Below are 22,713 nucleotides of genomic sequence, written 5' to 3' on the forward strand. Positions count from 1 at the left end.
ACAAAAATATCTTATATTAATCAAAAATAAGAAAGTTACTTGCTATTTTAATTTCTTGATTTTAATCAATACAACATCATTATTTCAAATAATATACATCTTCTATAACTCTATGATAATTTTTTTACTTTTTTAATTAAAAATCATTTTATTTATTGTAATTTTAAGTCTATTAATTTCAAATAATAATGACTGTTTTTTTTTTTTTTTTTGTAAAAAATATAAAAAACTAATTTAAACAAGGTTTTTAGGGCAGATATAACACCATTTTATATTAAATGTGGTATCATTATAAAAATAATATTTTTAATATTTAAGCACTAAAAAGTGCTAATTAAATCATTATATAAATAATTTTTGAGGTGTATTATGAAAAATCCAAAAAAAGCAATCGCTACATTAGCGATTGCTAGTGGTGTAACAGCAGCCGCAGCTCTTGTGTCTGTGGGTACTTTATTATCATTGCATAAATCGCAACCAGTTTCTCGTGAACAAAGTTACTTTTTTATGGAACTTCAAAATCAAGTAATTAAAACTCAAAATCTTTTAAGCAATCTTTCACAAGAAGATTTAAAAAATGAACAAATTAAAAAGCTTTCTTTAGAAGTGGATTTTGCTAAACGATTACTATTAAATCCAAATTCAAGTATTTCAAAAATGATTGAACAAAGAAATGAACTAAGGCACTCTAGGCCTAAGGCACTGCTTAATATTGCTAAAGACTCGGACGAAGAAAAGAATCTTATTGAAGAATACTATTCTTTAGTTAAGGATGTTGATTTCCAAGATGCAGTTAGCTCAGCAAAAAATCAAGTTCTGAGTGCTTTAAAAAATCCCGAAAATAAAGCAGCTGCTTTGCAAAAGTTTTATGAGATTGTTGATCCTCTTATTGAAAAGCAAAATCAATTTTCTCTTGAACTTGAAACTAAAATTTGAACCAACCACGAACAACTTGTTAAAAACACTCCAAATTTATTTAGTACTCAAGAAAAAAGTGTACTACTTTCAACCATTGATCAAATTTTATCTTTACTAGCTCAACCACAATATTCACGTGATGCTATTGTCGAATATGAACAAGTATACGATAAAATGATTAATAAACTTGCAAAAAGCAAAGTTGAAGAAACTAAAATTTTAAATAATTTCTTAGAAAATGTCATTCGGGTACGTAATGAGATTAATATTTTAGATCTTAATAATCATTTAAAAGATAACTCTTTAAACCGAATTGATAATTATAAAAGTATTGCATTAAATTCAGCTCCAACTTTAGCAGTGACTAAAGCTAAAGAAATTGAATATTTAAATGATTTAGTCAATAATGAACTAAAAACTTTAATTGATGAAACTCCCGATAAAAATAAATTACTTGTAAACTTATCACAAGTATTAAGTGTCTTAAAAGCGTCCTCTTTTGATAATAATGTTAAAAAATTAGTTAATCAGCAAGTTAAAAAAATCCAAGAAAATCCTTCTGAAAGTGAAGGAGATCTTTTAAATAGCATTGCTCAAGCAACTAATTTAACTACTGCTATTAAAAATATTGATAATTTAGCTACAACTATTAAAGATCAAACTATCACTTATGTTGCTGAGCGAAATTTAAGTCCAGAAGATGCTCAAAACTTCCAAACACAATTAAGTGATATTTTAGAAAGTAGTTTTGAAAGTATTAATCAATATTTAGAAAAATTAAATAATCTTTATAACAATATTTACGATAATGTCTTACTTGGAAGTGTATTTAAAAATTCTCTTAAAAAATTAAGCGAACAAATTTTAAATTCGATTAACAAAGGAAAAAATGTTAATAAAAGTGATTTAACTCAAATGTTAAATCAAGTAACAACAGTGTTAAATGGCAATGTTTCAGTTAAAGAGTTAAACGAAACTTTACGAACTAAGTCAAATGAACTTAGAGAAATTAATCGAATCGAACTTAGAAATTGATATAACATTTCCAAACCTTTAGTTGAAGAAGAAAATAATCTTGATGCAAAAATTAAAGATAAATTAAGGTTTTTAAATTCTAAAGCTATATTATTAATTCCTTCAGATTCTACTGCTATTAGGGAAGATTTACAATTTTTAATTGATCAATATCAACAAGAACTCCAAAAAGCTAATATTAGCGAAGGGTTGCAAGACACTTTAGATAAATTTACTCAAACTAAAGAAGCAATTAATGCAATTTTTGTCACTGATAGTGGAGAAATTACCTCAGCATTTGGGAAAAAGCTACAAGAACAAGCTTTAGAATTAAGAAAACAAGCTCAAATTACTGCTCAAAACCCTAATTTAACTGATGATCAGAAAAAAGATAAATTTTTACAAATAGCTAAAGGATTAGATAATCTCGCTAAAAATGCTCAAGCATTTAAACAATTAGAAGCAAAAATTGCCTCTGGAGAAATAACAATAGCTTCTTCATCAGGGAAAAAAGCGGAGCAAACTTTCTTAGAAAAAGAAGCTCTTAGAATTAATCAAGTTAAAGTAGCTGCTTTGGAAGCTTTAGATAATGCTTCAAGTAATGTTGATGTTGCTAATTTAATTAGCCAAATGGATAATGCAATTGCTGCTTATAAAGAAAAGCAAGCTGAATACCAAAGTACTCAAGCTTTAAAAGACAATTTTAATTTAATTAACCAAATTTTTGCACCATATTCATTAAATGGAGTTCCAACTCCAATGCAAAAGAAAATTTTAGATAAACTATCTACTTATCAGCAACAACTTACAGATACAAATTTAACTAACGAACAAAGAGATAATATCAATAGTGAAATTGCTAAATTAATGGATGTAGTTGAAGATGCAAAAGATTTAGAAGTTAAAAATAATGCTCTTAAAAACTTAATTAATGAAACACAAAATAATGATTATGGAACTTTCAAACCTGAAAATCAATTTAATAGTGCTAAAAATTTAAATACTGAAGTTGATACTTTCTTAAACACTTTATTTAATCCTAATTTTGATAAAAGCCAAATTGCTCAAAAAGCAAATGATTTAGAGCAAAAACATCAAGAATTAGCCTTGGCTATTTCGGTGGCCCTTTTAAGAAAAACTAATCAAGAAATTCAAGATAATAAAGTTACTGGAGCCAATATTTCGCAAAGTCCTTACACAGAAATTAACGCTTCAATTGAAAGTATTAATACAGTAACACAAAATTTAATAAATGATAATAACAAAACCCAAGCTCAAGTAGATGAACTTGAAAATAACATTAAAAACTATTTAAAATTAGCTAAAAGTCTTAAAGCTAGTGCGGATAAATTACAAACACTTAATCAAACTAATAATCCAATTGCTTATGAAACATTACGCAAAGCTCTTTTAGATAAACCAAATAGTGGTACTGCAAATGAACCAAATAATACTTTAATTCATTTTGGAGATAGTATTAGTGTAATTGATTTTAAAACTCGAATTTTAGGAGCTGAACTATCTAAAACCCCAACTCGTCTTCAAGCTGAAAATAATATCAAAACTTTAGAAGCAGTATATGGAGCAAATGAACGTAATCGTGCTATTTTTGATGATGCAATTAGAGTTTTTGAAACCAAAATAGCTGATTATAAAGTTAAAATTGCACAGTTTTACGCTACAAATGCTAATTTAGCAACTCTTAGAGATGATATTGATTTTGCCACTCAAAAAGAGCAGCAAATTAAAAATGCTATTGATACAGCATGAAATGATGCCCTTACTCTTAAAAGCTCCTTACAAAATGATTATAACGCTAGTAAAACTGCTGATGGATTAAGAAATTCAACTCACACAGATAATGTTTTTGCTGAGTTTGAGAATTTAAAAGATATTATTGATAACAGCGGTAAAAAGACCACTTTAACAGCTCAATTGCTCGCAAAATTAGATGAACTCCCACTAGCATATACAAAAGATAGTTTTATTCAAAGTGCTGAAGAATTAACTAGCAAAATTAATGTTTTTGATAATTATTCAACTGAGATTCAAAATAATTACAGCAACTCATGAAAAGGAATTTTAATTTCGTGAAAAGACGCACTGAAAAATACTGTTAATTCTTATAATTTACCAGCTGATTTACTTAAAATTCGTAGAGATTACCAAAAAGTTTCTTCACTTACTTCATTAATTGGACAATTTAAAATTATTTTTGATTATTTTGATACTACTTCAAAAAGTAATCCAAACCAAAAAAATATTCAAATATTAATGAATACTCATCCAAATAATGCTTTATTTAACAAATTACAACAAGTTTCGCAATATCAAAATGCTGATGAAGCTACTTTATATAGCAAAAGTTCTGAAAGTATTATTTCACTTCGAAATGAACTTAGAGATTTATATTTTGATGTAGTTTCCCTTGAGGATGCAAAAGCTTCTGAAAGTGATAAAATCCAAAAATATAAAACTGCTATTGACGCAAAACTTGATGCTTTAGCTAGTGTTGATTCAGGATTAAAAGATCAAATCGATGCAAAATTACAGCAATTATTAAGTCAAACAAGTGCAGTCACTCAAAAAGCAGATTTAGTAGCTATTGATAATGCTTTAAGTGAAATTGAATTTAAAGAAGAAAATCTTAAAAATCTAGCAATTAAAACTAAAGTAGCTCAAGATTTAGTTGCCGCAAATTCTAACATTCCTGCTAGCGATACTGGAAAACAGGCGTTAATTAATTCAATTTCAGATACTTATAGTGCTTATAAAGACTCATATTTAACCATTGCTCCAGTAGAATTAATTTCTAAAGAAAAAGAACTTGAAGATAAAATCGCTCTATTTAATAAATTCAATGTCGTTTATGCAAAAGTTCAAAGTGATAAAGCAAATATTCCTGATGCTACAACTTCAACTCATGGATATGCAACAGGAACTGGAACGCATGGAACTCCACAAGATGGTAAGTCAAAAATGGAAGGGTATTTTGATCATTTAATTGATTTGTTAAACCAAACTCCAGTAACTCAAGGAAAAATATTTAATGTTGAAAATACACTCAATTCGCTTGAAAAATTAATTAATCTCCAAAAAGATAAATTAAACATTCAAAATCAAGTTCTAAATGATAGTACTAATAATTACAATAATTTTGAATATAAAACCGGAATGCGAGCTAATTATGGATTTGAGAGTGATGCTAAAGAACTTGCTGATGCGATTTTAAAAAGCATTCCGGATAATAATAAAACTGCTACCGAACTTGAAACTGAACTTATTCCTACTTTAGTTAATGAGTTTCAAAATGCTTATGATTTATATTTAGCTCGTAAAAATGCCTTAGAGACACTTTATAAAAATAATGCTAACGATAAGGGGATTAAAGTTACTGAAGTTGAGCAGTTATTTACCACTAATACCACTAATGTTGATTCGCAATTTACAGCATTAAAAGAAAAAGCAGATGACTTTTTCCACACCCAAGCTGAGCAAATTAAAAACGCTAATAATGTAGCAACAATTGATGAAGCAATCCGAAATGCAATTGAAATTGATGTTTTCTTTGAAAAATACAAAAAATTAGCTGAATTAGTAGCTCAAGCAACAACTGCCAAAAACACAGTTAATGCAATGACTAATATCGCAAATAATGTTAATGTTACTGGATCAATAGCTAAATTAGATGCTGAAATAACCAAAGCAACTGGATATTATTACACTCAAAAAGATTCTTCGCTTTTAGATAATAATATTTTCCTTTTAGACACATATATTGCAAGATTAAATTTTGCAACCCAAGTAGCAACCAAGCAAAATGAGCTTGATAATTTAACTACCACTCCATCAAATAATGATTATTTAACCGCTCAAGCAAAAGCTCCGCTTACAGCTATTTTAAATACCCCATTTAATGAGTTAAATGCTAATAATTCACTTGAAACTAAAGAAAATTATGCTAATTTACTTGAAAAATATATTACTGGTTCTTCAAATAGTTCATTTAATATTGGGTTTATTAATTCAAAAATTCTCCAAGCAAATATTCATAAAGCTCAAGAATATTTAACTTCATATAAAGCGAAAATTGCCTCAAATTCAAATTATGAACCACAAAATATTAAGAATTTATATACTGCTTTAGAAACAAAAATAAATGAAGCTACAGTTGCTCTTAATGATAATAATCACAACGAAGAAACTAAATTAAGACTTGCTTCAGAACTTTATAATTCAAATAATGGAGCTTTAGATGAGATTTTAAAAGCTGAAAGTGATAAAGCAAAAGTAGCTTTAGCATTACACTTACAGCTTGATAAATATTTAGCTAATAACTATCCAAATCCAAATAGCAATCCGAAATTACAAGATTACGAGAATATAGCAATAAACTCAATTAAAAATGTTGATATTTCTACAGCACAAAAACTAGAAACTTTTAACGATACTTTAGCAACAGCTCAAACTAAATTTACCGACCAACAGTTAGCCTTATTTAAATGAGAAGCTAATCGTTATAACTCATACAAAGATAAATTCAATGAGTTTTACACTTTTTTAAATGCCGCAAATACTAATGGAGCTTCTAAAGAATTTGTTCTTAAAGTCACTGGAATAACTCAAGCAGAACTTGATAATTTTAATAACGCAGCTAACCCTAACGCAGCTGATGCTTTACATACTAACGCTCAAAGTTATGCTCAAAAAGCAAATGAATCTGATGCAAATATTAAAACATTCCTTGCTCAAAATAACGCAGATGATATTATTAACAAGCTTACTAATGTGGCTAATGAATTCTTTAATTATTATCAAAATCTTATTTCAATTAAATCGATTCCTTCGATTTTACTAGGAATTAGTAACTTTACAAGAATTAAAAATGAACTTACTGATTCTCAACAAGATCATAATGTTCGTTTTGCTTTAAAAAATACAAACTCCGAAACTGCTGGTTTAACTACTAAAATTACTGATTATTTAAATGATCTTGTAAATATTAGTAATAATTCTTCAAATGATATTCGAAACGAAACAAGTGAAGGAAGTGTTTCCTTTGCTAACGGAACCCCAACTAATATAACAACTCAAAGAACTGATTATTTTAATAAATATAAAGAAATTGTTGTAGCAATAGCTAAAGCCAAAGAAAAACTAGATCAAATTGTTTTTGGAACAAGTGCAAATGATAATGATACCTTACAAAAAGTTCTTCATAAATTTATTGAAGGAGTCACTGGATTTGCTGGTAGAGCAAATATTGCCAATATTTTACAATTTATTGCTTCACAAACTCAACTAGCTCCTAATTTACCTGCTGCAGATGATAAATTTAGTGCCGTTAAAAATGAATATGCAAAAATTGCAAATCCTTCAATTGAAAGTGAAAATACACTCGCTAATTTACCAAAAAATGCTAGTGATATTGATATTTATAGTGCTATAAGTCGTGGCTTTTCATTTGCATTACAGTTATTTGATTGAACTAAAGATATAAATAATACTAACTTATTCTTTGATTATTTAACCAAATCAGAAAATGGAACATTAAATTATGAAGATATTGCTCCTAAGGACGATACTTCGCTAGAAAGCTTTAAACAAAAACTTGAAGATCCACAAATCACTGAAGAAAACATTGAAATTGATGGAACTATGCATTCAGCTAAAAAAATTAATCCGCAAATTAATGCTAATGGTGGCGGAATGCTAGGGGATTTATTTGATAAATTTAACATTCTTAAAGGAACAAATAATTTCTTTAATACAAGTAATGTTGAGGTGTTCCTTTACAAAGATACAGCTCCAAATTCTGAGTATGTACGTAGTCGTTTAACTGCTGATCCGTCTATAAAACGTGGATTTGTAAATTTATACTTTAGATTTACTAAGCCAACTTCATTAAATAATAATGATAGTGCTTTTGGAACTGTAACTAACTTTGGAATCAAGTTTGAAAATGTCGGAATTAACTTTAAAACTTTAGATCAATTTATTATTCATAAAGAAAATATTCAAGATACTAATAAACTAAATGAAACTTTATTTACTGCTGATCAAGCTGGATGAAACAACTTGCAAGCTCCAGTACGTTTATTTGGTGTATTTAACAAATATTCAACATTAAAATTAATTAGAGATAATAAATATTACTTTACTGAAGGAGTTAATGATCCAATTGATGCACCTGCTTCAAATACTACCAATTCTTCACCTAATTTTAGAGTTAAAGTTAAATTATCAGGACCTTATAAAGGTTGAAGTCAAGCTGGAAGTACTATTTTCTGAAAAACCTTAAATCCAAACTTTACTTCAGATACTGGATTACAGCATCAAAATGGAAATAATTATTTAGATGGTTTACTTTCTTCAAATGATCGAAATACTCATCACTATACAACTGATTATCAATACCAATATCAACAAAACGTCGATCAAGGTAAAAACTTATTATTTTTACCAATAGTTATCGGAATTCCTGTCTTTAGCACTACCGGAAGCACTAGAGAAGCTGGACTTATGGTTATTACCTGGCAGATTTTAAATCGCTTTGATAAAGACCCTTCATCTACGGTGCAAAATATTTCGCTTGGAAGCGCTGATGTTCTTAGGCATGTTGATATTTATAAGCGTACTACAGCTGGAAAAGCTGCCGGAGCACCAACAGCTAATGAACCGCAATTTTGAGATTATGTAATGAGTAAAATTCGAATTAGAGATCTTGCAAGTTTAACTTTTGATAATTTAAGAGGTTCTTCATTATGAGCCGCTGATGCAAATGTTGAAAAAGATACAGCTAATTCAGGAAAAGGTGGAGTTGGATATCAAGATTTTATGAATGTTGTTGAAAAATTTGATATCAAATTCAAACTACACTAAGATAAGGAGAAATCATGCTTAAAATTAAAAATACAAAATTAGCTAAAGCTTTTGTTTTATCATCAACTTTAGCAGTTCCTGCTGTTATTGGTTTGGGTGCAACTTTATTTCTAATTCATTCAAATGAATCAGTAAATAATTCAACAGTATTTGGAAATTTCCTTGAAGGAGAAAATCTATTTAAACTATATGCTCCATATATTGATGCTCCCCAAAATGAAAAAGACAAAGTTTTTCAAGCTTATAATCAAGCAAAAGATTCATGAACTAGCAAAAAGATGAATTTAGAAGCAAAATTAGTGGCTTTAGATCAAGCTCAAGCAAGTGCATTTGATTTTTACATTCAAAATCTTGATAAAGTTCAAGCTCAAGATGAAGAACCGAGTGTTTTTTGAAATAAAATTCTTGCCAATCAAGAAGGTCGGATTAGAGAACTTGATTTAAAAAATCAACTAACTCAACTTAAAAAAGATCAGTCAATTAAATTTCTTGAAGATCTTTATTCTGCAACCAGTAAACAAAAACAAGAATATTTAAAAAATGTTTCTCAAGAAATTTCCAAACTGGTAGTTTTACAAAATCAAATTTTAGCTCCATTTATTAAACTTTTAGAAGGAACATCTGCTCAGCTTGATTCATTACCTTTTGAAGGACTTAAAAAAGATGTTTCAAGCTCCTTAACTCCACTTTATTCGCGTATTATTAGTGATAATATTCGACTTAATGAAGTACAAATTGCTTCTCAAGATACTACAAAAGAAGTCTCAAAACTTCAAGAAGTTTTACAAAATTCTCAAAGTGAAATTAACGAAATTCAGCAATATTTAAAACTAATAAAACCTTATGAAAATAATGCAGCTTACTCTCAAGCTGAAAAAGAAAATGTTAAAAAGTTCATTAGTTCAACTCAAATTAATTTAAATATTGCTCTTTCTAAGGCTGATATTAACCAAATTCACAATAGTGTAGTTACCTTTTATCAACAAATTTCTGATACTCAAAAAACTGTTGCTGAAATTAAGCAAGTTATTTCTGAGTTAAATACTTATGTGGATAAATTTGATTCTTCGCTTAGATTTAACAAAGAAATGGTTTCACAATTAATTACTCAAGTACTTGCTTTAAGCAATAAAAAAGAGTTAATTAGTGCTAAAGCAAACTTATTTAGTGAATTTTATGCTTTAAAATTTGCTAACGAAATTATTAGTGACCTTAAAACAAAAGTTAACAACGCTAAAACAAATAACATCGTTACTCCAACTAAAGCAACTCATGTTAAATCACAAATTGATACAATTATTAATAAAAATTTACCAGCTAAAAGCTTAGCCAATGAGTTATTTAATTATTACAAAAATCAAGTTAAAGAACTTGAAGATTTAACTTACTTAAATAATGAATTAAAACTTTTAGAAACCCAAATTAATGAAGTTAATAATTTAAGCTTTACTAGTGAAGGTATTAAAACTAAGTTGTTAGAATTACACAATCAAGTCACTAAAACTTATTCAAATTCAGTAACAGTATCATTTTTAAATTCAGTTAAAAATACTTTAAATGAAACTTTAAGAACTTTACTGAAAGAGGATTTAAAAATCTTAATTGAATTAATGGACCAAAAAATAAAAACAGTTAATAATTTACATGATTTAGTTAATAGTGCTGTTATTGATGAAGCTGAAAAATTAAATGAAGAATCTCTTCCAATGACAAAAGATTTTAATCCTATTCCAAGTGCAAATTTAGTAAAGCAAATTAAAATATATGATATTAAGTTACAAAACTTAGTTAATGCAAACAAGCAAACTCAAGCTGAAAATGATTCTAATTTTACTTTCAATTATTTAAAAGTTGTTTTTTCGGATAATAATGACAATTATCTTCCAACAGATAAAGAACAAAAACGGATTGATTTATATAACGAATATAAAAGCAAACTTGACCAAATGCGTAGCGAAATTAATTCCGGAAGTGGAAATGCAAAATTAGAAGAAGATATTGAAACTATTTCTAAAAAATTAAAAAACTTAAGTGATACTGGAAATGATTTTAGAAAACTTTCATTACTTGATAAACAAGCTCAAACAACTTTATTAGAAAAGCAAAAAGGATTAAATTCATTAGTACTTAAACCTTATATTGATTCTGTTGAAAAAGCTCGTGCTGCTCTTGAACCACTTTTTAACAATCCAGATGCAACTCCAGATCAAATTATTGATGCTCAAAAAGCGTTACAAAAGGCACTTAAAGAGTTAAATGAAGCAGATACTAAAATTTTACTTGAACAAAAAATTGCTCAACTTAAAAACGAAATTGCGGCTAATTATCAAAATGATTTATCTTCTCCAGGAGCTCAAGCACTGTTAAAAAATTACAACGATTTACTCCAAGAAGCTAAAGATGTTTCAAATCAACAAAATTCAAATGCTTCTATTGCTAAAGCTGATGATCTCATTAGCATTACCCCTTATTTATTTGAAGCGGAAATAAATAAAAAGCGTTTACTTGCAATTATTGGAGAAAAAACTTCAGCACCTTTTACTGGTGATAAAACAAATACTTCAATAAAACGTGCAAATGAAGAAATTAAAAATATTGATGATTTAATAAAAAGATTAAACAATCCAAGTAATATTCCAAACTTAGAAGCTTTTGAAAATGCAAAATTACAACTACTTCAACGAGGAGATGAAATTTTGCTTGCTTATGAGCAAGAGAAAGTTGAAAAATTAAATCAACTTATTCAAGCTACTAAAAATACCACTGCTGGTGGAGCAAATGAAAATTATGCTCGTTCGTTAGTAAAAGTCAATAATTATGCAACGGTTCAAAAATCGCAATTAAACTTCCAAAAAGCAACTGAAGCAGCAAATAAAATGGAGTTATTACTTAATTTAGCTAATGTTTCAGGAGAATTGTTAAATTCATATAATTTATATAACCAAGCTCCAACACAAGCTTTAGCTGATTATATTTCTAATTTATTATTAAATAATGAATTATTATCTTCAGATAGTAATGAACAAATTGTTGCTAAAATCCAAACTTTAAATAAAGCTAAAGAGATTATAGTAGCTAAAAAAGAGTTTTTAGATGTTTATCAACAATTAAAAGATGTTTTAGATCAAAATAAAGATTGAAAAATTTATGCTCCACTTAAAAATGAAATTAATTTAATTTTCCAAGAGAGCAATGCAATTATTTTTAATAATGATTTAACCATTGAACAAATTCAAGCTAAAAAAGCTGAATTTGTTACTAAAATTAAACTTTATAAAGATAAAAAAGCCAACTTGTTCAATTTGTTTAATCAAGCAATTACTTCTGTTGATGCTAAGCAAGTTGCATTGCAAGCTGATGCAGATGCTCTTATAACTTCAAATCCAAGTTATGATTTTAATACTTACTTTGCTCCAGCTAAAGAAGCATACGCAAGAGATAAAACTGATGCTCAAAAAGTAAATGTTGATACTGATGATATTAACGCTTATTTAACTAAACTTGAGATTGCATATCAAAAGGATTTAGCTTTAAATAAGCTTAAAGACGTATCAACTACTGCTAATTCAGCTAATTTTGGAACCTCTGATCTTCACATTAAAGCTAAAAATTCATCAAATTCTTTTGATAGTAGCATTAAAAATAATTTAAATTTAGCGATTTTATCACTTGAAGATGTAATGGATATAAATCGGAAAATTGAACGCTTTAGTGATTTATTTACCTTACAAAAACGTGTAGCGGATTATATTGCTAAAGACCCAACTCGTGCAAATTCACAAACTTTATCAATTGAACAATTAAAAAACGCCGTTGATGCTTCGCTACCAATTGCTTCAGATGGTTTTAGCGAAATTAATACTAAATATGAAGAATTAAATAAGGTTTACCTTAAAGAAGTAGAAATTCAAGAAATTCGTGAAAATATTGTTGCTACTTTAGAAAATGACGATCTTTCAAATGGACAATTAGGGATTGTAAAATCGCTTGAAAATGCTTTAGGTGCAACTTATGATAGTGAAGTTAATACCAAGTTAAATAACTTTGTATCAACTACTAAAACTTCAGCAACAACAAGCACATCTCGAGATGACTTAATAGCACTTTTAAATAAAGTTAATGAAGTTAAAAATGAAGTCCCTGCAATTGCTTCTCTAGCTAAAAATGTGGCTAATGCAAAAAATACTCTTGATGCTTTAACTAACAATAATTCAAATTTAATCAATAGTTATTCGCAAAAAATTAATAACTTTATAACAGAAGCTAAAAGTAGTTATTTTAGAGAAACACCTTCAGGATCAGCAAATAATATTGATTTTTACAATGATTTAAGTAATAAAATTCACTTTTCAACCTTAAAATTAAGTGCCTCAGATCAACTTGCAGGTAAATTACAAGAAATTAGAGATATTTTGAGTAATAATAACTTTAATTTACGTAGTGTTGATGGCCAACTTGGATTAACTAAATTAAATGAAATAAATACTTACTTAAATAACTTTGAGACCGCAGCTCAAAATGATGAATATTCACAAGAATCAGTACAAAAAATCAATAATTTAACACAAAAAGCAAACTTGTACAAAAATATTACTAGTGCTAATTTAGATGTGCTTATAGATGCAAATAATTTAGCTAATAATAACGTTTTAACTTCTGCTAATGATTTAAAATCGCTTTTATTATTAGTTTGAGACAGCGTTCCTCGAGCAAATGCATATAATAACTCTACTCTTGGACGTTCTCAAGGAAATCCTTACAATGTTAATGATTTATTTGATCTTACTTCTGCAAATGCTAAAAATGTGGATCAATATTCGCAACTTAGCGATAAAATTATTCAAGAAATAGGAGATTTAAAGGCTCATATTTTAACTAAAAATACTTATCGGGTAGCTACTCATAATAAAATTGAAACTTTAAAAAATCAAACATTTACTCCACTTGTTCATAATGATTTAAAAAATGAACTAACCAATTTTTTAAATACTTTGGACAATTTAAACAATACTCAAAATACTTTAACTACTGCACCAGATCAAAGTGGAGAGCTTAATGCTATTCGAGCTAAAGTTAATATTGTTGAAGAAAAAATCAATTTACTTAAAGAACTTGCTACTAAAGCTTACGATTTAAATGTATTTAATAATAAAATCATAAGTAATGAACCATTGCTTCGCGATGCTAAAACTCAAGCTCAAGCACTTATAGATAAAGCCAAAACTTATTTTGGAGATAGTTCAAAAATGTCTCTTAGCGGAAGTGAATCAATTGAAAATCTTGCTTTAGAATTAGAAGCTCAAAAATTTAGATTGACTTTATTAACTAATTATGAAGAGATTAAAAATGAGTATGATAGTGAATTATCATTACCAACTTTAGCTAAAAATGTAATTAAAACTAAATTAGATGCTTTTTTAAATGAATATAATTCTAATCAAATTACCCCTCAAGATTTATTTAATAAATACTTTAGAAAAGCTAGCGATGTTCCAGCTGGAGAACCTGCTAGCATAAAAAATTCACTCATTAAATACGCTTTAGAAAACGCAATTAATTTACAAAAAGAATTTACACGTGCTCAAAGTTTTATTGCTTTACAAGATTCAAATTTAGATAATAATGCAGTAACTAGCAAATTTACTGAAATAACTAATTTAATAAATAATGCCCAAAGTGGTGCTGAAGCAACCTTAAATAAAGTTGATAATGACGAAACATTTAAATTACAACTTATCAGCGCAATTAAAGATAACATTAATGCTTTAATTACTGCTAAAAAAGATCAACTCCAAGAACAATTAACTGCTGATAATGAAATTAAAACCTTCTTTGATAGCACTAAAAATAACTTTGCAGTTAATCAAGTAGCTCCTACTTATGTTGATAACTTTGAACAAAAAGCTATTACTGATTTAAATAATGCAATTCAAACTAAAGATAATCTTTCATATTCAGAAGTTAATGTGTATTTAGCAAATGCAAAATCAGTAGCTTCTTTGCAAATTTTTGATTTATATACCAAAGCAACCAATACTGTCGAAAATATCCAAACTAGCGTTTTAGATTACTTTAATGATTTTGCTGCGTCAAAAACTACTGTGCGTGCTGGCTCAGAAATCACAAATACTGAATATGCTCCAATTTTAACCCTTAAAAATACCATTGAAACTGCTTTAAATGTTGATTTTAATAGTATTGAAAATTATTCAAGTAAAATCAATGCTTTAGTTGGAATAATTAACGGAAATTATCAAAGTGTTATTGATACTTTTGTTAATACTATTAAAGAAAAATTTGCCCAAAAATTTGCTCCTGCTCCGCAAGCAGGTCAAGCTGGACAAGCAGGATTTTACGTAAAATTAATTCAAAAATTAGACGAACTTAAGCAAAACGTTGCAGGCCAAAACGTTAATTTATTTAAATATAACGAAATTGAAGGACTTGAAAATGAGTATGATGCTTTCAAAAATAAATTCGATACTTTAAATACAATTTACACTGCTTTAGCTACAAAAAATGATTCTGGATCAATAGCAAGCTTTGCTACATCACTAGAGGAATTTAACCACACTTTTGTTCAATTAGAAGATAGTATTAAATTAGCAGTAAGCAATGCATTATTAAAAAATCCGCTTAAAGATGTCTTTGCAGATATTTTCGAAACCATTCGTTATGACGATAGTTCTTCTGATACTGATGCTATTAAAAATGCTTTTAATACCTTTAAACAAGGAATTGAAACTATTTTAAATAGTGTTGATACTAGTGTGTCTTTTTCTACCTTAAATAAAACCAATAATTTAGATGAAACCTTAAAAACTTTATTAAATAAAATTACTGAATACAAGGATTGAATTAAGCAACCTGCTAATAAGCAACTATTGCTTAATCAATTAAATAATAATCCAAACAAAACCAATCCATTGCTTCCGCTTGATACTGCTCTTGATGGAAATTTTGATCATAAATATAAAGTTGTTATTGCTAAAGATGAAATTACCCGCAAAAAGTTTACACAAACTTTTAATGGATTTACTTCTCATGCAACTGGAAATAATAACGATTTAGTGCAAATAGATAATAATGATGCTTTTTTAGCAATGTTTGAGCAATTTGCTTACACCAAAAAAGATGTTAAAGATCAAAATGATTTAAAATCAATTTATTCACCAATTAAATTTAAGGTTTACATTAAAAAATATGATCAAAATGGATGATTTAATTTAGTTGCTCCAACTGAAAATGAAGTTGATCGTCAATCATTAAAGGCTAAAATTGTGTATTCATATGAATCAAATTCTACTGATATAGGAGAATTACAAGTTGAAAAAGAAGTGGTAATGACTTTTAAAACACTTGATACTGTAGCAGTTACTAGCGGAACTTCAAGCATTTTTACTAATGCTCAAAATCAAGTTGGAATTAATGCTAAAGTAGAGGTTATTGATGTAGATGAAGCTGGTTGAAATATCCCGCAAGTAGCTAATGCTCAAGATGCTAATTATCAAACCATTAAAACTCAAGTTATCACTAAAGTGTATAACAAAATGAAAGCCGCTATTTTTGATTTAAATGCTAACAATAGTACTAATGTAAGCACCAATTTAAATACAAATGTAATTACTCCAAATGATGCTTATTTAACTTCATTTAAAACTACAACTGATCCAAATTTAGCAAATTTAAATTACACCAGCACCACTAAAACTGTTAATAGACAACAAGTAACTAATAATAGACTAACTGCAGTTTTAGATAATGATAATCGTGACACTACCACTAAATATGGATTTGATTTTGACAATCAAACATCAATCCCAATTACTTATAATATTTCGCTAACTACCTCAAAAGATAATGAACGATTAATTATTTTCCCTGATGATAATGAAAAAGGATTTTCATTTTTACAATTGCAAGGTGGAATTGTTACTGGATTTCCTAGCAAAGGAAGAAAAGAATCATCTTTAGTTACGCCAGAACGTTATGATAATGATTTAAGATCTTCAGATACTGGTAAATCAAACATTTGAAATGATGGTAGAAATTGATTTGCAACACCAAATGATCGCCTTCCTACCGGAGTTAACTTTAATTTATATTCATTTAATTTTGATTATGATCCTGTTTTACGAAAAGTTTATCTTTATAATTCATGAACTGAAAATGGTTTATATACAATTAAAAAAGGTAATTTTAAAACCAATTTACAAACTTTGAGAAATAATACAAATTTAAAAGTTGCTGATGCAAACTTTGTAAGAGAATTAGTTGCAAAATTCCCTTCAAATGTAGCAAATTATACACCTACTCCATCAGAATTAAGTAGAGTTTACCAAATTTATTCAACAATAGATGAAAACATCTTTAATAAAAACGGTCGTTTTAAAAATACTCTTTGATTAAATATTAGTAGTAATGGTGCTTTTGGAGGATTGCCTTTATTCCCTATCTCTGGCGGACAAAGTATTGTTAATAGAACAGCAGTAGCTGATCCTACAAGTGCAAAATTAGCTCAAGTTGAAAATCAGAACTTTAAATTAGATACAGCAAGTGGGAAAATAGCAAAAGATTCAGCTCGCGATATTCTTTACTCGGCAATAATTAATAAATTCTTCTTTAAAATTCGTTAATTTTTCATACAAAAACACTTACTAATTTTTAGTAAGTGTTTTTTATCTACATTTTTATATTAAATAAGAAAAATAAAAATTCAGCATTAGCTGAATTTTCTTATACACTTTTTTGCATTCTTACTCTAACAACTGTGTAAGGCATTAAAGCCATAAATCTTGCTCTTTTAATTGCTGTTGCTAATTTACGTTGGTGTTTTGCACATGCACCAGTGTTTGATTTAGATTTGATTTGTCCATTAGCTGAAACATATTTAGATAAAAGCTCAACGTTTTTATAATCTAAATAAGGCATTTTTTCGGTGCAAAATTCACAGAATTTTTTTCTTGGAGCGAATCCTTTTTTACGTTTTGGGTTAAAAGCCATACCTTTTCTCCTATTCTCAATCTTCATCATCACCAAAAATAGTTGATGATGAAGCGGGTTTATCTAATATTTGATCTAATGCATAATTGTTATCTTTGTTAAATTCATGGTATTGTTCAGGCGTTTGAACTGGAATTTCATTTTTACTTGGAGATGAATTAGTATTAAAATTCTTTTGTGCTAATTCTTCCCGTCGTGCTTTAGATTCTAGTGGTGAAATTGAATTGACAATCACATCAAAGCTGGTGTTTTTGTTTCCGTTACGATCCTGATAATCATTTACATTAATTGAACCATCAATCATAACTAATGAACCTTTAGTTAAATATTTGTTAATAAAATCTGCATTAGCTTTAAAAGCTACACAAGGAATAAAATTTGTACCACCATCATTAGTATTGGTTCTGGTGTTTTTATTTACAGCAATACGAAAGGATAAAAAGTTATTTCCACTGTTTCCTTGTCTGAGTTCATTAATACTTGAAATACGTCCAATTAAAATAACTTTATTATACATATACGATCCTTAAAAATGAAAAATTATTCTTTGCTTGTTGGTGTTTTAACGGTTTTATATACACGTTTTTTAGGTTCTTCGCTTAATGGAATATCGCCTTTTGGGTTTTTGGTAACACGCGGATCAACTTTGTTTTTTCCAACGTTTTTAAACTCTTTACCATAACCTCTTTCGGTATCAAGGTTTAATACTAAATATCTTCAAATTTCTTTAACAATATTAGCTTTACGAGTGAATTCAGCAATTAATGAAGGTTCTGATTGAACTTCAGCAAGTAAGTATTGAGCGTGTTGAGCATTGTTGATTTTATATGCCAATTCAGTGCGTTCTAGCTTTTGTGCTTTCTCAACATTTTTTCCAAAAACTTCTTTAAGAAGTTTTTGTGCTAGTGCCAAATCAGCTTTAGGGTCAACAATGATCATAATTTCATATTTTGACATGTTTTCTCCTTATGGTCTTAAATTGGGCTAATTAGCCAAGGAGTATATAAAAAATACTCTTTATTTATTTTATCATTTTCCTTTAAAAGTAGAAACGTTAATTTGTCCTAAATAAGATAAATAAATGAACATAAAAATTAGAATATTTAAGATTTAATAAACAACCAAATGACGAACGAAATTAAACAATATTAAACAATATAATTGCTAATATATTTTATTTAATTAAGCTTAGTTTAATTTTGATATTGTTTTTTATTTTTTGCTTAATTAAAAATTAATGTAATATTTTAAGCGATGGAAAAAAGTAATTTAGTTATTGTCGAATCTCCAAACAAGGTTGCTACTATTAAAAAGTACCTTGGAGATAATTTTGAAGTAATTGCTAGTGTAGGACACATTTTAAAATTAAAAACATCAGGTCGTTTTTCACTAGGAATTAACTTAGAAAGTTGAGAACCTGAATATTCACTTGATTCAAGCAAAAGAGAAGTTGCTAAAAAACTAAAAGCAGCTATTAAAAACTCTGCAACAGTGTATATTGCAACTGACCCTGATCGCGAAGGGGAAGCTATTGGTGAACATCTTGTTCGCTACTTTAAAATTGAAGATCAGTATTTTCGTGTTAAATATAACGAAATTACTAAAGATGCCATTTTAAAAGCTTTTGAGCATCCAGAAAAGTTAAATCAACCACTTGTAGAAGCTCAAAAAGCTCGCCGCATGCTTGATCGGATCATTGGTTTTAGACTTAGTTCATTAATGAAAAACAAAATTTTTAACTCACCAACTAATCCTAGTGCTGGAAGAGTTCAATCAATTGCCTTAAAATTAGTTGTTGATCGTGAACGAGAAATTGAAGCCTTTATTCCTGAATATTACAGTAAATTGCGTGCTCTTTTTGCTGATAATGTTAATGAAGCCACTTATGTTAATTTAAATAATCCTTCAGAAAAACGTGAGTGAATTTTTAATGAAGAATTAGAAACAATAAAAAAACATTTTGAAACAGCTCCAAAAACCCTTAATGTTGTTGAAGTTAAGTATTCTCAAAGAAAACTTGCTAAAGTTGAACCGCTCAAGCAATCAGTACTTTACAAAAAAAGTCCATATTCAGCTCAAAGTACTCAAGTTGCTTTACAAAAGCTTTACGAAGGATATGGAGACGGTGGATTAATTAGCTACCCAAGAACTGATTCAACCCGTTTAAGTGCAACTTTTGTCAGTGCAGCACAAGGATATATTTTAGCTAAATATGGAGAAAATTATTTAGCTAGCGAAATTAAAGGTTTTAGTGGCGATCAAGATGCTCACGAAGCAATTAGACCCACAGATATTAGCGTTACTGCTGAAAAAGCAAAAGCTTTATACCCACAAATGAGCGATCAAGAAGTTAAAATTTATCAACTTATTTGAGAAATTACCATGCGTAGTTTAATTAAACAACCGGTTCGTAAAGTTTTTTCATATACTTATGAAAATAGTGAGTATGTTTTTAAAAATTCCTTTTCAAAAGTTGACTTTGATGGATATTACATTATTGATAATGAACCTCCGATTAGTGATGTTGATCCACAATATCAAGAAGGAGATGTTATTGAGATTAAAGAATTTGTTTTTGAAGAACACCAAACAAATCCAGCTCCACGATACAATGAGGGTTCGTTAATTGAAAAGCTTGATAATATTAAAGTAGGAAGACCTTCAACATTTGCTTCAACAGTTAAACTCATTAAAGATCGTGAATATGTTGAAACTTTTGAAAATACTTTAAAACCAACTGAATTTGGAATTTTAGTTTTAGATAAACTAATTGGTTCTTTTCCAAAAATTATTAATGAATCTTATACCGCTAGTGTTGAAGAGCAACTTGATGAAATTGCTGAAGATAAGCTTAAAAAAGATTCTGTTATGCAAGATTTTTGGGATAAATTTACCTTAGAATTTGAACAAGCTCAACAAAGTATGGAAGCTTCTAAAATTGAAGAAGTAATTTTAGAAGAACCTTGTCCTGAAGATAATGGAATTTTAATTGAACGTCGTAATAAAAAAGGTCAAAAATTTATTGGATGTAAGAATTTTCCTCAGTGTCGCTACACTCGTAGCATCCCTGGACAAAATAACTTTAAATTCAGATCTAAAAAAGCCGCAAGTAAAACTTAAAAAATTAAGCAATCATTTTGATTGCTTTTGTTTTGCTTTACCAAGTAAATATTGCTAATGTGGTAAAATTATTATATGTATATAATAATACAGCTAAAAAGGGGGGTAAAATGAGAATATCACTTATTTCGCTTGTTAGTGAATCTGCTAAAGCTGTTGATTGGTATTTACAAGGACTTACCCAGCAAGATAATCAAGATTTTGAAGTAATTTTGTGTCTTAATAAAGACTCGCAAACACCGCAGGTTTTTGAAGTTATTGCTAAACATAAAAGCTTTTTTAAGCAGCGACTGGTTGTTATTTTTAATAGTAAATTAAAATCTTATCAACATAATTTAATTAGTGCTTTTCGGATTGCCCAGGGAAATTATCTTTATGTATTAAATTCAGATGCAACTATTAAACGCTATTATGTTGATAGCTTAATTAAACTTACGCTTAAAAATGATGCTGATGTAATTGAATTTCAACCCCGAATTATTGGGTCAATTAATTGAAAACCGGCCCATCGTTTAAGTACTAATGAAGTGGTGAACTTAAATGAAAATAAGCAAGCACTTGCGTATTCATTCCCCTTTATTTTTAATAAAATTTTTAAAAAATCTCTAACTGATCAATTAATTAAATATAAACCAATTATTCATAATGATTCAAAATTATGTGTGGAAGTTACTTATATGTTGCTCCTTAGTGCTAATACTTATAAATACATTAATGAACGAATTATTCGTGAATATTATGGAGCTAATGTTTGGCTTAACATTAAAAATGAACTACAAAGTTTTCAAAAAATTGAAAACCATATCAAATTTCATAATCTTAAAGTTATTCAAGAAATCATGTATGCTAAATATTATTATTTTAAAATCATCATGTATGGACTGCTTAATTCAACGACCTTTGTGTATCGAAATTTTAAATCTAAAGAACAAATTAAAGAAAAAAGGAGTATGTTGTTAGTCCAAAAACATGAAGCAACGCTCCAGAAACTTCAAAATACCAATGAATTTGAGCAATTTGAAAAATCTAATGTTTATATGCTCAAAGCATCAATTGAAACAAACTTGCTGCGAAGTGAAATTTCGCAATTAAAAAAAGTAAAAGCTAAAATTTTAAGTGAGTTAGAATAAAATGTTTGAAAATTCAGGTTTTTGACGAAGATTTATTTGCAACTTACTTGATTTTTTAATCTCATTGGCAGTTATTATTTTTATTTTTTATTTTCTTGCTCCGTTAAATGTGGAAAAACTTCAAAAAATATCTTTTCGTTTTTATGGAAGTTTTCTCCTTTGTCTTGTTTGAATAGCCCTTTATTTTATATTTATTCCACTATATTTTAATAAGCAAACCTTATTTCAAAGCATTTTTAATTTAAAGATGATTAATTTGAATAATCAAAACATTAGCTTAAAAACCTTTTTAATTCGTAATTTATTTAACGGTGGTTTTTGAATTATTGTTTTTAGTACATTTATGATTTTGATTCAAGTTAATGATTTTGATTTAAACAAGCTTCCGAATTTAAAAAATACTTTTGGAAACCAAATTAAACAAAATATTGTTGCGGTTTTAATTAGTTATTGATTTTTATTGCATTTTATTACTAATATTTCCATTATTATCAATAAAAAACGCTTAAGCATTATCGATAAAATAACTCACACTCGAGTAGTAATTAATAAATATAAAGCTGTCATTAAACCCCAAGAGTTAAAATTAATTCCTTATTATTGTGAATTACCCAAATTTGAATACTTTAAAAGTGATGAAAGGTAA

General features: G+C 28.0%; 8 protein-coding genes. 5 read left to right on the plus strand and 3 right to left on the minus strand.

Annotated elements, in window-relative coordinates; all coding sequences use genetic code 4:
• Positions 1-369: 369 nt before the first annotated feature.
• Both EXC58_RS00475 and EXC58_RS00480 read left to right on the plus strand, forming a co-directional pair.
• Positions 370-8,814 (plus strand): synaptonemal complex protein 1, encoded by an 8,445-nt coding sequence (locus EXC58_RS00475; RefSeq protein WP_129725107.1) that lies wholly within the window; start codon positions 370-372, stop codon positions 8,812-8,814.
• 14 nt (positions 8,815-8,828) lie between these two features.
• Positions 8,829-17,450 (plus strand): hypothetical protein, encoded by an 8,622-nt coding sequence (locus EXC58_RS00480; RefSeq protein WP_129725108.1) that lies wholly within the window; start codon positions 8,829-8,831, stop codon positions 17,448-17,450.
• A 100-nt stretch (positions 17,451-17,550) separates the two neighbouring features.
• On the opposite strand, the gene rpsR is transcribed toward EXC58_RS00480, so the two are convergent.
• Genes rpsR through rpsF form a run of 3 tightly spaced genes read right to left on the minus strand, consistent with a single transcriptional unit; the run spans position 17,551 to position 18,774 of the window.
• Positions 17,551-17,817: a 30S ribosomal protein S18 gene (gene rpsR / locus EXC58_RS00485; RefSeq protein WP_129725109.1), complete on the minus strand. Its 267-nt coding sequence runs from the start codon at positions 17,815-17,817 to the stop codon at positions 17,551-17,553.
• 10 nt (positions 17,818-17,827) lie between these two features.
• Entirely contained in the window at positions 17,828-18,334 is a 507-nt protein-coding gene (locus tag EXC58_RS00490; protein ID WP_129725110.1) for a single-stranded DNA-binding protein, read from the minus strand.
• A 23-nt stretch (positions 18,335-18,357) separates the two neighbouring features.
• Positions 18,358-18,774: a 30S ribosomal protein S6 gene (gene rpsF, locus EXC58_RS00495; RefSeq protein ID WP_129725111.1), complete on the minus strand. Its 417-nt coding sequence runs from the start codon at positions 18,772-18,774 to the stop codon at positions 18,358-18,360.
• Positions 18,775-19,071: 297 nt separating this feature from the next.
• Between rpsF and topA the strand changes: the two genes are divergently transcribed.
• From topA to EXC58_RS00510, 3 genes are all read left to right on the plus strand, one after another.
• Positions 19,072-20,937, plus strand: a complete 1,866-nt coding sequence (topA, locus tag EXC58_RS00500; RefSeq protein ID WP_129725112.1) for a type I DNA topoisomerase — start codon at positions 19,072-19,074, stop codon at positions 20,935-20,937.
• A gap of 110 nt (positions 20,938-21,047) precedes the next feature.
• A complete protein-coding gene (locus EXC58_RS00505; protein WP_129725113.1) occupies positions 21,048-22,067 on the plus strand; it encodes a glycosyltransferase in 1,020 nt (339 codons plus the stop codon).
• Between the two features lies 1 nt (position 22,068).
• Positions 22,069-22,713, plus strand: coding sequence for an RDD family protein (locus EXC58_RS00510; RefSeq protein WP_129725114.1), 645 nt, complete (start codon positions 22,069-22,071; stop codon positions 22,711-22,713).

Origin of the sequence: Mycoplasmopsis citelli (assembly GCF_900660645.1) — a bacterium.
GTDB classification, from domain to species: domain Bacteria; phylum Bacillota_I; class Bacilli_A; order Mycoplasmatales; family Metamycoplasmataceae; genus Mycoplasmopsis; species Mycoplasmopsis citelli.